We start from the raw sequence: 11,752 nt of genomic DNA on the forward strand, positions 1-11,752 counted from the left end.
TCCCAACTAATGAGTCAAAATCTTACTTAAGAATTGACGAGCCCGTTCATTGGTTGGCTGGCCATCGAAGAATTGTTCCTTAGTGTCGTCTTCCAGCACGCGGCCGTCCGCCATGAAAATCACTCGGTTAGCCACTTCACGAGCGAAGCCCATTTCGTGGGTCACGACGAGCGACGTCATACTGGAGTCACGGGCAATGGATTTCATAACATTTAACACATCATCAATCATTTCTGGGTCCAAGGCACTGGTGGGTTCGTCGAACAGTAAGCACTTCGGCTTCATCGCCAGAGAACGCGCGATGGCAATCCGTTGTTGTTGGCCCCCGGAAAGTTGGGAAGGCATCTTTGGGGCTTGGTCAGCCAGGCCCACTCGGTCGAGCATCTCCATAGCAGCCTTCTTGTTCTCGGCTTCTTCTCGGTGCAACACAATTCGTGGGGCTAACATGATATTTTCGAGAATGGTCTTATTGGCATAGAGATTAAAGTGTTGGAACACCATTCCCACGTTCTTGCGAATTCTGTTCATATCCGTCTTGGGGTTGGCGAGGTCTTGACCGTTAACGATCAATTGCCCGTGACGAATGGATTCCAACCCGTTGACAGTCCGGATCAGCGTCGATTTTCCGGAACCGGAAGGCCCAATCAGCACGACCGTTTCGCCGGCCTCAATCGTCAAATTAATATTGTGAAGCGCGTGGAAGTCACCGTAATACTTTTCCACGTTGTGAAATTCAATCATTGACATAAGCTTTTCCCCCTGCTTGATTAATCGCATTTTTAAAAAATTGTTGCGGCTTACATGAATACTTATGCAAACTGATTATCCGTCTAGTTACACCGTCACAAACTGAATTCGGCGGCGTCCCATCAACTCTCTTACAGATCCCGTCGCTACCTGAATTGATTAGGGTCTAATGCAAAGTTTAAACCAAAAAAATAACCCGGTCAAAACAAACACTTCCACTATGGCAACCCCCGAAAAAAGTTTAGGCCGCTTAATATTAGATATACCAAGGATTTTCTTCGTAACCAGGTCCCCTGAAAAAATAAATATCTTGACGCGCCGTTTGGACGGCAAGCGACCTAATTGGCAGCCAACGAAAAAGGAACCTCGGGACTAGAATATCTAGTCCGAGGTTCCTGAATGCTTGGTTATGCGATTAAACTTTCATTCCTAGCTTTAGTGATGGTAACGCGAGGTCCGCGTCATTGGTTCCGACTCACGGGTTGGCGTGACCGGTGATGCCTCGCGGGTAACTCGTGAGTTGGGTGTCGTTGACCCTTGATGTTTATAGGCCAATTGCACGGCCACTTGGAAATCATTGTCCTGTTCGATCAGACTCGTCCGGCCGAGAACCTTGAAAGGCCCTCCGACCAGTGTGGCATTAGCCAGATATAATTCAATCTGATCCTGAACATCAGCGACCTTCTGGAGGCCAACCGTGGCCACGACCCCCACCCGTTGCTTCTCCGCCTGGTTAATCCCAGCGTAGACCACGAGTTGGTTGCCTTCGGTCTGCATCTCAAAATAGGGAATCAGCACACCTGGTCCCGAAGCGTAAACTGGCTTTCCAAGTTTACGAACTTGGTCGGTAATCTCTCGGTCACCGAGGCCAGAGTAATCCAGTTGCATCAGTTGATTCTGTTGCAACCGCGTGGCCAAATTTTGAATGTTCTGCAATTCGATTGTGGATGATGACAATTTCCCTGGTAATATCTTTTTCTCATCAAAATACCCATTGGCTGGAATGTTGCGACCCCCAATGACCGGCTTACCCGTTTCCAGGTCGGCATCCTTGGGCTTCATGTGCAGCCACTTCTCAATCTTCGGTGAGATGTCGAAGGGTGCCTTCTTCTTGGTGAAGTAGTACATCGTATTGAGATAAACGAAGTAGAGCATCACCACGGCAATTGCCAGAATTAACAATCCCCAGAAAGGATGGCCATTTTGGAGATAACGGAACCCAATGTAGAACAGGTAGAGATTTCCTAGGGCCCCGAGCACCGTGTAAATGCGGTTCTTCAGCTTAACACTCACGTTGATATAACCTAAGTAGTGGTTAATCATGTCTAGAAAACTAAGCATTATCGGTCCCCCTTTCTGTCTTATTCACCCTTGTCAGTGGTCCCACTGTAAGTGTGAGAACTCTGGGTGGTCGTATCGTTAGCGGTATCGCCGGAAGTCCCGGTATCATCGTCCGTTGTGTCATGTGTACTTGACGAGGTCGTTGACGAAGACGTTGTTCCAGTATTACCAGTCGTCGTACCATGAGAGCTCTCTGTTTCGGACGTGTTGTCCGCCGAAGAACTCTGCGTGGTCGTCGATGAACTACTGCTACTGCTGCTTTCATCGGATGACTCGCTACTGCTAGAAGAATCCGAATCCTTCTTTTTCGAACTGTCGTCGCTTTCCTTTTTCTTGGAACTCGTTGACGAGTTCGACACAATTGAAGAGGTCTGCGAAGTCCGCGTTGCCCCTTCATTCGTCTTGGTGACCGAGTTGGTAACCACGTTTGTTGCCCCTAAAGCCAAGGCCATGGAGACCAAGGCAAATGGCGTGATAAACGGTGGTGTGCGGTATGCCATGTCGTCATCCTCCCTTCACAATTACTCATTACATCTATTATCCCACGTGGAACTCAAAAATCTCTCAAATTTCTCTTAATTTTTAGCTAAGCTCTCGGTGGTTACGCCGGCCGTCTTGCACTCGGCACAGAGGCCATACAACTCGAAGCTGTGCCCCGTTACCTCACACCCGGGCAGTTGATCCGTGAAGAACGCCATGGGGCACATCTGAAGCTCCGTAACCTTCCCACAGTTTTGACAGATAAAGTGGTGGTGATGCGAGTGTTGGGCATCACACTGATACTTCACCCGGGCGCGTTCTTGTTCCGTGTTTTGCTCAACGATGCCGACTTCCTCAAACTCCTTCAAGTTGCGGTAGACGGTGTTATGGCTCATCCCCGGGAACTCGGTGCGCATGTACGCATCGACGGTCACCACATCCGTATAATGGCTCTGATTAGTCAGCAAAAATTCTAGCAGCGCATGCCGTTGTTTGGTTAACTTCAACTTATTCTTTCTTAAAACAGCCACAGCGGCGTTTAATGACTCTGCCATGAGGGGCGGCCTCCTTCTCAAATTTAGTCCGAATTCCTTGCCAGTGTCGCATATATCAGGGATAAACTCAACCGAATCGCTTAGTCCGCGTGAAGGGTTCGCATCAGGTTCGCCAACTTAACCTTGGTTTGTGACCAGTTGTCATTGTTGATCTGAATAGCCCGCCCTTGTAAGGCTAGTGGCATCGTCAGATCGCGCTGATACTCGGCACTGGCGAAGCGTTGTTTGACCATCAGCCGGTCATCCCCACGACGCGTCACCCGGTGCATCAGTGACTCGGGATCACTTACCGTTAAGAACAAGACAACCGCCTCGTCACCTAGCTGCTCCTGATAAGTCACCGCACCCTTGGAATCAAGCACAATGGCCACGAATTGCGCACGATTAAAGCCATCAGCCAGACCCTCACGAGACGATCCATACTGGTAGCCCGCGTAACGAACCGATTCCAAATAATGGTTCTGTTCAAAACTCTCGGCCGTCTCGAAATAGTAATCCCGGCCGTCAACTTCTCCTGGACGCGGTGGCCGCGTCGTATGCGTAATTACTTTAGTAACTGGATAGTGTTCAACGAGGTAGTCTTGGACCGTGGTCTTCCCAGTTCCCGTCGCCCCAGTAATGACCAACACCTTATTTGCCATGTGTCGACCCCACTAGGTAGTCATTGGCCTGATCCAATAATCCCTTGAGATTATCAAACGTCAGCCGTTCACGCGCCTCGTTGTATGGTAACCAAGCTGTATCACTGATTTCAATTTTTTGCCGGTCAATCACCACATCCGTTGGCACCTCCGCAGTAAACAGTACCACGTGTTTGTGGTGCCCATTGGCCATATCGTAATCGAGGTCAGCATGGAATTCAGTGGCCACTTTAACTTCTAATGCTGTCTCCTCACGAATCTCCCGTTGGGCCGTGGCGACATCGGTCTCCTGACCCTCGACGTGGCCTTTAGGGAACCCCCAGAAATCACTGGTGGCACTCTTTAACAATAAATAATAGGGCACACCAGCACGGCGCTGGTAAACCACAGCGCCACTTGCGCGTTCAGTAATCATGACTAGCGTTCCTCCTCGTTATTAGTTCTGTTCTATTTTAGCCCGAAAGCCCCCCGAACGGAAAGGTTTTCCTCTGCATTTTTGAAAACAACCGTCAACTCTCATTGACTTTTAATTTAAGTCTAGGGTACACTATCCGAGATATCACCATTAATTAAGGAGGCTTCTTATGGCTATTTCGCGAATTTTCCGCCGCGAACGCTTAGATAATTATTTAGAAAGTGACCAACACTTTGCCAAGACGATGTCGGCAAAGGACTTGATGTCACTGGGTATTGGGGCGGTGATTGGGACCGGGATCTTCATTCTCCCCGGCACCATCGCGGCCCAATACAGCGGACCGGGAATCGTGTTGTCTTTTCTCCTCGCCGCGATCGTCTGTTCCACTGCGGCGATGTGCTACGCCGAATTTGCCTCCGTCTTACCAGTCGCCGGGTCCGCCTATTCCTACGGGAACTTGGTCTTCGGCGAAATCATCGGGTGGGTCCTGGGTTGGGCCCTCATTCTGGAATATGTGCTCGCCGTGGCGGCGGTCGCCAACTCCTTCGGGGCGTATTTCAACTCACTCCTGAAGGGTTTCAACCTTGCCTTGCCAACGGCAGTGACTGGCCCCTATGACCCGGCTCACGGCACCTACGGCAATATCATTGCCATTCTCGTGGTCATCCTGATTAGCTGGCTACTCAGCCGGGGCATGCGCGAATCGATGCGGATTAACAACGTCATCGTTATCGTTAAAATTGCCATTATTATTCTTTTCGTCCTGGTGGGGATCTTCTACGTCAAGCCGGCTAATTGGCACCCCTTCGCTCCCTTTGGCACCAAAGGAATTCTCCGGGGCGCCTCGACCGTCTTCTTTGCCTATCTCGGTTTTGATGTCGTTTCGGCCTCAGCTGCCGAGGTTAAGAATCCTAAGAAGAACATGCCAATTGGGATCATCGGGACCCTCGTCGTGGCCTCCGTGCTCTACATGCTGGTCGCCGTGGTTCTCACGGGGATGGTGCACTACACCCGGCTCAACGTGGCCGACCCCGTTGCCTTTGCCCTGACCTTGGTTCACCAGGATTGGACGTCTGGGATTATCTCACTAGGGGCCCTCGCGGGAATGTTTACCATGATGGTCACCATGATTTATAGTTCATCGCGGCTGATCTACTCGATCGGTCGTGACGGCCTGTTACCCAAGTTTCTCGGTAAGATCGACGATGAAACGGGAACGCCGCGCAACAGTCTTGCCGTGATTACCGTGGTCATTGCCCTGCTCGGAGGCTTCGTGCCCCTGGCTCAGCTGACCAACTTGGTTAACATCGGCACGCTGGTGGCCTTCCTCTTCGTTTCCTTCGGGATTCTGCGGCTCCGTCGTCTCAAAGGACTACCTCAGAACTCCGGGTTCAAGGTGCCCCTCTACCCCGTCTTACCCATTATCTCGGGGCTCCTGTGCTTCGGCATGATGCTGCAATTACCTGCCGAGACCTGGATTGCATCATCCATTTGGTTTGCGCTTGGCCTGGTGATTTACTTCAGCTATGGGTTACATCACAGCCGCTTAAATGATCAGGATTAAAATTAGTTAGTCAGACTTTAGAAAAGGTAGGCGATCGTTTTGCGTAATCAACAGTTTGCTATTCGACCGACGCAGCCGGCAGATGCCCTGCGCGAGCTCGAAGAGATTCACTTTTTAACGACGGACAATCAGGATTTAACCAGTCCTACCGCCCTGCTCCTAAACTTCTATGACTTAAGTTGGCCTGAGTATCAGGATTCAGCCAGTGTCACCGCCCAGTTAGCCAATCTCATGGCCACTCCTGACGAAGACGGTTGGACGTACCTGACCACCCATGACACGTTATCAGTCGCGGTCTTCTACAACTTGGCGCTTCAACGTTTAGGCTTCAGTCCTGAGCTGGACTTTCAGCTGACTGATCCCTTGGCTGCGATGGCTAAGATCCAATTGCCCGTCAGTGAACACGCCACCGATGACTTTACCGTGGCCGAATTAAAACAAGCTTGGTATCTGTTATTGACCACCCATACTAAGAATGGTCAAAGCTTCCTGGATCACCTCACAACGCACGGCTACTTTGCCCCCTTCGTGACCGATCCTAGCGTGCCTAAGCCGTTAATCTTTAACGGTAAGGCGCAGGCCGTCTTCGATACGACCCACCTTATCCGCGAAGTCGTCTACGTCGAAAGTCCTCAAGACACCGACCACGACGGCCACCGTGACCTGTTGAAGGCTGAGATTATTCGTCCAGTCGAGACCGCCACGGGCCTCAAGGTTCCCGTCCTCTATACCGCTAGTCCTTACAATCAAGGCACTAACGACGAGGCTGGCGAAGCCTTGACGCACAACGTCAACGTTCCACTACAACCCAAGCAACCGCAACAGGTCACCTTGGCTGATTTGGCCACTCCAGCAACGGATAATGTTCCGGACCCCCGTCCAGTCACGACCAGCACCCACGTCGCCGCTGAAACCTTTGCGCGGGAACAGTCATACACCTTAAATGACTACTTCTTAGCCCGGGGATTTGCCGTGGTCTACGCCGCTGGCATTGGGACCAAGGATTCCGATGGGGTGCGTACGACTGGTGACCCCGAGGAAACAACCTCGACCATTGCCATCATCGAATGGCTAGCCGGCAACCGCACCGCCTTCACCACCCGCGCCGCGACCGAAGCCATCCCTGCTTGGTGGAGCAACCACCAAGTTGCCATGACCGGTCGTTCCTACCTGGGAACCTTGGCCACCGCCGCCGCAACTAGTGGGGTCACGGGGCTCAAGACCATCATCAGTGAAGCTGCTATTTCCAACTGGTATGACTACTACCGTGACGGAGGCTTGGTCATCGCTCCTGGTGGTTTCCCTGGCGAAGACGCCGATGTTCTGGCCGAAGAAACCTTTAGCCGTGAACTCTTGCCCGGTGACTATCACCGCATTCAAGCCAAATGGCAGGCTGATCTGGCGGGTATCACCCACGACCAAGACCGTACCACTGGTAACTACAACAGCTTCTGGGACGCCCGGAACTACCTCAAACACACGCAGAACATCAAGGCCGACCTGCTCCTTGTTCACGGTCTCAATGACTGGAACGTCAAGCCTCGTAACGTCAACAACCTATGGAACGCAGTACGTGATCTCCCCGTCACCAAGAAACTTATTCTGCATCAAGGACAACACATCTATATCAATGCCTTTCGTTCCATCGACTATACCGACATCGTCAATCTCTGGTTGACCCACGAGCTCCTGGGTGTCGATAACCAAGCGGACACCCTCCTGCCAAATGTCATCATTCAGGACAATGTCGAACCCGAAACTTGGCACGCCGCTGCGGACTGGGATAATCCTGCCAACAACGAACGGGTCTTCAACCTCCAGCATGATGAACTGGTCGACGCCGGCACACAGGACCCGCAGCCCTACGCCACGAGTTTCAACGACCAGCTTCCGGTTGCTCAATACCAACGCTACACCAAGGACGTCAACGCTTGGCAGAAGGATTTACTCGGTGACAAGCACAACGACCTCTTTGGTCACCGACTCATCTTCAAGTCAGCGGTCCTTACCGATGACTTGATCTTAGATGGAAAGCCAACCGTGACCTTACAGGTGGCAGTTAACCAACCTGTCGGTATGCTGAGTTTCCAAGTCGTGGACTATGGTGAAGCGGCCCGCTTAGGCGTCAGCCCAACCATTCTCGCCCGCAAGGCACTCGATGAGGGCTACCGTTGGCGTGAAGATGACCTGCGTGAGTTTAAACTGGCCGCACCGACGCCTTGGAAGATGATTACCAAGGGCCATCGTAACTTGCAGAACCGCACCAACGCCTACCAAGTTGATGAGCTCAAGCCGAACCAGTTCTATGATCTCACCGTCACCCTGCAACCCACTCACTACAAGTTAGTTGCGGGTCACCAACTCGGTCTCGTCGTCTATGCCACTGACTTTGGCATGACGGTACGTGGCAATCAAGATTTGCAATATTCCATCCAGTTGGCTCAGGCCAATTTGGCCATTCCAATCGTCACGGACTAACTTGAATTTACAGGTCACGGTTTCGTAACTAAGATAACAGTGATAAAATAATAATAACTTTATTAGAAACGGGGGCTTTCCCATGAAACAAGGAACCACGATTATCACGCTAGACAACGGCTACCACCTCTGGACCAACACCCAAGGCACTGGTGATATTCACCTGCTCGCCTTACACGGTGGCCCCGGTGGCAACCACGAATACTGGGAAGACACCGCGAAACAATTAGCGAACCAAAGACTCAACGTCCAGGTTCACATGTACGACCAGCTTGGGTCCTGGTACTCAGACCAACCCGACTATAGCGACCCAGAGATCGCTAAAAAGTACCTGACTTACGACTACTTCTTGGATGAAGTCGAAGAAGTTCGTCAAAAATTAGGTATCGACAAATTTTATTTGATTGGCCAATCATGGGGTGGCGCATTAGTTCAAATGTATGCTGCCAAGTATGGTCAACACTTAAAGGGTGCCATCATTTCATCCATGGTTGATAACATCGACGAATACGTTGAAAGCATCAACCATATCCGTGAAACGGTCCTTTCCGCCGACCAAGTGGCTTACATGCAACAAGTCGAAGCCAAAGGGAACTACGACGACGCCAAATACCAGAGTTATGTGGGCATCTTAAACGATGGCTACGTTGACCGGAAAAAGCCAGCCGCTATCTCTCACTTGATCGACACCACGGCAACTGCCGTTTACGGCGCCTTCCAAGGAGACAACGAATTCGTCATCAAGGGTAAGCTCAAAGAATGGAACTTCCGCGAACACCTGAAGGAAATCCAAGTGCCAACGCTCTTGACCTTCGGTGAACACGAAACCATGCCAATTGCCACCGGTAAAAAAATGGCTGAATTGATTCCGCACTCTCGCTTCGTGACGACGCCTGAGGGTGGTCACCACCACATGATCGACAATGCCCCGGTCTACTATGACCATTTGGCAACGTTTATCCGCGACGTGGAATCTGACAACTTTAACGCTTAATCATAATCATCGAAAATCCTCATCACTAGTAAAATTAGTGATGGGGATTTTTTTCGTCAAAAAAAACAGTCTGACAACCACCCACTAAGGCTTGTTGTCGGACTGCTTTATAAATGAAGCTAGTGAATCACAACCTTCATCCCATAAGGCACGTTGTTGTAGACCCACTTGGCATCGGCCACGGACAACCGCACACAACCGTGTGAGGCCGCCGTCTTACCGAGCTGTTTTGCTTCGCTTTCAATGTAATTCCCGTCCTTGTCGGTTGGCACGCTATGGAAGAGATAAATCCCGTGGTCCTTCCAAGAGACCCAGTACTTGGCCCCTTCGCCAGAATTTTGGTTGTAGAAGAACTTGCCCCGCTCGGCCTGAATGTAATACGTGCCGTGCGGCGTGGCATTGTCTTTCCCGGTCCCCGTCGAGCAGTACATGGTGTAGAGCACCTTGTTACCACTCCGGACGTAGACCCGCTGCTTACTGGTATTCACATCCAGCCAAGCATTGGGATAGGATTTCAGGTTAGGATAAGCCTTATCTTCCGAAGGTTCCCGCCAATTGATTTGCTTAGTCGGCGTAAACTTTTTCCGAATCGTCTGAGCCACCGGCGTCCGATTAGCGGAAGTCCGTTGAATCACGCGATTAATTCCAAATCCCGCCACGAGGACCAATACGACAATGACGAGTAACTGTCTAAATCGTCTCATGTTCTTCCGTCCTTTTCAGTAAAATTCATGCTAGCTTCACTGTAACGGATTTTGCGTCAAAAGGGAACGGCCTTAACCGAATTATAATCTTACCGTAACTTACTCTTGTGGTGCGTTACGCAAGCTTAACTTCTCCACGTTTAAGATCTTGTCGACCAATCCCGTGTAGAAGCTCTCCTCATGACTCACGATAATGGCGTTCCCCGGGAACTTGTCGATGGCCTCTTTCAAGGCATGTTTCGTTTCATCGTCCAAATGGTTCGTAGGTTCGTCCATGATCAGAAAGTTTGCGGGTTCAAATTCCAGCAAGGCTAACTTAACCTTCGTCTGTTCTCCCCCGGAGAGTTCGCCGATGGGTTTCATAGCGTTAGCCGAATCCAGGCCACACTTGGACAACTTACCCCGAATAGCCTTTTGCGGCATCTTTTCGTATTTCGCTTGAATGATTTGAAGTGGCGTTTGCCGGTTGTTCTCCCAGACCAAGTCTTGGCTAAAGTAGCTAATCCGTGCGGAAGGTGAGAAGCTGGCCGAGCCACCCTTGGCCTTGATGATGCCCAGGATCGACTTGATCAGCGTTGACTTCCCCACCCCGTTGAATCCAGTCAGACCCACCTTTTGGTCGGTCGTCACGGAAAACGTTACGGGCTTTAACAGTGGTCGGTCATAACCAACGGACAACTCATCCACTACCAAGGCATTCTGTGACCCAGTTTCCTGATAAGGGAAATCAAAGTGAGCTTGGATGTTCGTCGAAGGTGGATCAACCCGATCCATCCGATTCAGCATCTTTTCTCGCGACTTCGCCATCGTTGACTTAGTCCCGGCCTTGTTCTTCCGAATAAAGCGTTCAGCCTTCTCGATCACGACCTGTTGCTTGTCGAATTCACGTTGCTGAACCTTTTCTTTCTCGGCCCGTTGGCGCATGGCCTGCTTGAAGTTCCCCCGGTATTTGGTAATCTGCCCAAAGGCCAGGTTGATGATACAGTTCGTCACATTTTGTAAGAAATCATAGTCATGGGAGATGATGAGGGCGGCACCCTCAAAGTTATTCAGGTAGTCTTCCAGCCACGCGATGTGCGCGGTATCCAGGTAGTTGGTCGGTTCATCCAACAGAATGACGTCTGGATTTTCCAGCAGCAACTTGGCCAAAATAATCTTGGAACGTTGGCCCCCGGACATCTTCGCGACTTCATGATCCCGACCAATGTCATCGAGACCTAACCCCGAGATAACCCGTTCGATTTCGGTTTCGACACCGTAAAAGTTCCGCGCATCGAGTTCTTCTTGAATCCGACCGGCGCGTTCTAAGAGCTTGTCGTCCATCGTTTCAGCGTATTGTGAATACAGGTCCGTCATCTGATCATTCATCTTGTACAGGTCTGCATAGGCCGTATGGAGAAAATCAATCAGTGTCATCCCCGCCGGAATATCGGCGTATTGGTCCAAGTACCCAATATGAGTCTTCTTCTGCCATTTGATGCTTCCAGTCAGTGGCAGTTCTTGTTCGGTAATAATTTTAATCAAGGTTGACTTGCCGACACCGTTTTGCCCAACGACGCCCATGTGTTCTCCCTTGTTGAGTTGAAAACTGGCACCTTCGTACAGCTTCTTATCAGCGAAGCTCAGGCTCAGGTTGTCAACTTCTAATAGTGGCACAAAAATCCTTCCTCTCTTCTCACGCAATAAAAGCCTCGACAGCGTCAAGGCCTTTATCTAAACAATATATAAGCAGTAACTTACCACGAAACGCCCGGGTTCGTCAACTTCACCGCCTAGGGGTATGTGTCAAGTTTTCCTAGGTGCCTTATAATCAACCAAATATTTATACACAATA

Annotated in this window: 11 protein-coding genes; 3 read left to right on the top strand and 8 right to left on the bottom strand. The window is 50.6% G+C overall.

Annotated features, from left to right (window positions below):
* Nucleotides 1–6 precede the first annotated feature (6 nt).
* The 6 genes from IV54_RS08760 to IV54_RS08785 all read right to left on the bottom strand — a co-directional run bounded on the left by IV54_RS08760 (nt 7) and on the right by IV54_RS08785 (nt 4,178).
* Entirely contained in the window at nt 7–747 is a 741-nt protein-coding gene (locus tag IV54_RS08760; RefSeq protein ID WP_057878986.1) for an amino acid ABC transporter ATP-binding protein, read from the bottom strand.
* A 435-nt stretch (nt 748–1,182) separates the two neighbouring features.
* Nucleotides 1,183–2,088 (bottom strand): DUF6681 family protein, encoded by a 906-nt coding sequence (locus IV54_RS08765; protein ID WP_057878987.1) that lies wholly within the window; start codon nt 2,086–2,088, stop codon nt 1,183–1,185.
* A gap of 20 nt (nt 2,089–2,108) precedes the next feature.
* Nucleotides 2,109–2,588 (bottom strand): hypothetical protein, encoded by a 480-nt coding sequence (locus IV54_RS08770; RefSeq protein WP_057878988.1) that lies wholly within the window; start codon nt 2,586–2,588, stop codon nt 2,109–2,111.
* Between the two features lie 75 nt (nt 2,589–2,663).
* Complete coding sequence (locus tag IV54_RS08775) at nt 2,664–3,122, bottom strand: Fur family transcriptional regulator (RefSeq protein ID WP_057878989.1); 459 nt, start codon at nt 3,120–3,122, stop codon at nt 2,664–2,666.
* Between the two features lie 80 nt (nt 3,123–3,202).
* Nucleotides 3,203–3,763 carry a nucleoside/nucleotide kinase family protein gene (locus IV54_RS08780; RefSeq protein WP_057878990.1) on the bottom strand — a complete coding sequence of 187 codons (561 nt, stop codon included), beginning with the start codon at nt 3,761–3,763 and terminating at the stop codon, nt 3,203–3,205.
* Nucleotides 3,753–4,178, bottom strand: a complete 426-nt coding sequence (locus IV54_RS08785) for a bis(5'-nucleosyl)-tetraphosphatase (RefSeq protein ID WP_057878991.1) — start codon at nt 4,176–4,178, stop codon at nt 3,753–3,755. The genes IV54_RS08780 and IV54_RS08785 overlap by 11 nt, the downstream gene beginning before the upstream one ends.
* A 169-nt stretch (nt 4,179–4,347) precedes the next feature.
* Between IV54_RS08785 and IV54_RS08790 the strand changes: the two genes are divergently transcribed.
* From IV54_RS08790 to IV54_RS08800, 3 genes are all read left to right on the top strand, one after another.
* The gene (locus IV54_RS08790; protein WP_057878992.1) at nt 4,348–5,742 is read left to right on the top strand and encodes an APC family permease; all 1,395 of its coding nucleotides are present in this window, start codon (nt 4,348–4,350) and stop codon (nt 5,740–5,742) included.
* Between the two features lie 39 nt (nt 5,743–5,781).
* Entirely contained in the window at nt 5,782–8,220 is a 2,439-nt protein-coding gene (locus IV54_RS08795) for a Xaa-Pro dipeptidyl-peptidase (protein ID WP_057878993.1), read from the top strand.
* A gap of 82 nt (nt 8,221–8,302) precedes the next feature.
* Nucleotides 8,303–9,214 (top strand): proline-specific peptidase family protein, encoded by a 912-nt coding sequence (locus IV54_RS08800; RefSeq protein WP_057878994.1) that lies wholly within the window; start codon nt 8,303–8,305, stop codon nt 9,212–9,214.
* Nucleotides 9,215–9,333: 119 nt separating this feature from the next.
* On the opposite strand, the gene IV54_RS08805 is transcribed toward IV54_RS08800, so the two are convergent.
* Both IV54_RS08805 and IV54_RS08810 read right to left on the bottom strand, forming a co-directional pair.
* The gene (locus tag IV54_RS08805; protein ID WP_057878995.1) at nt 9,334–9,918 is read right to left on the bottom strand and encodes a L,D-transpeptidase; all 585 of its coding nucleotides are present in this window, start codon (nt 9,916–9,918) and stop codon (nt 9,334–9,336) included.
* Between the two features lie 99 nt (nt 9,919–10,017).
* Nucleotides 10,018–11,574 carry an ABC-F family ATP-binding cassette domain-containing protein gene (locus tag IV54_RS08810; RefSeq protein ID WP_057878996.1) on the bottom strand — a complete coding sequence of 519 codons (1,557 nt, stop codon included), beginning with the start codon at nt 11,572–11,574 and terminating at the stop codon, nt 10,018–10,020.
* Nucleotides 11,575–11,752: the final 178 nt, after the last annotated feature.

The sequence above is a fragment of the Levilactobacillus paucivorans genome (genome assembly GCF_001437125.1).
Lineage (GTDB): Bacteria > Bacillota > Bacilli > Lactobacillales > Lactobacillaceae > Levilactobacillus > Levilactobacillus paucivorans.

Bases quoted from the DNA above. Each gene is read 5' to 3' on its own strand.
- IV54_RS08760 (WP_057878986.1), bottom strand. From the start codon at position 747: ATGTCAATGATTGAATTTCACAACGTGGAAAAGTATTACGGTGACTTC.
- IV54_RS08765 (WP_057878987.1), bottom strand. From the start codon at position 2,088: ATGCTTAGTTTTCTAGACATGATTAACCACTACTTAGGTTATATCAAC.
- IV54_RS08770 (WP_057878988.1), bottom strand. From the start codon at position 2,588: ATGGCATACCGCACACCACCGTTTATCACGCCATTTGCCTTGGTCTCC.
- IV54_RS08775 (WP_057878989.1), bottom strand. From the start codon at position 3,122: ATGGCAGAGTCATTAAACGCCGCTGTGGCTGTTTTAAGAAAGAATAAG.
- IV54_RS08780 (WP_057878990.1), bottom strand. From the start codon at position 3,763: ATGGCAAATAAGGTGTTGGTCATTACTGGGGCGACGGGAACTGGGAAG.
- IV54_RS08785 (WP_057878991.1), bottom strand. From the start codon at position 4,178: ATGATTACTGAACGCGCAAGTGGCGCTGTGGTTTACCAGCGCCGTGCT.
- IV54_RS08790 (WP_057878992.1), top strand. From the start codon at position 4,348: ATGGCTATTTCGCGAATTTTCCGCCGCGAACGCTTAGATAATTATTTA.
- IV54_RS08800 (WP_057878994.1), top strand. From the start codon at position 8,303: ATGAAACAAGGAACCACGATTATCACGCTAGACAACGGCTACCACCTC.
- IV54_RS08805 (WP_057878995.1), bottom strand. From the start codon at position 9,918: ATGAGACGATTTAGACAGTTACTCGTCATTGTCGTATTGGTCCTCGTG.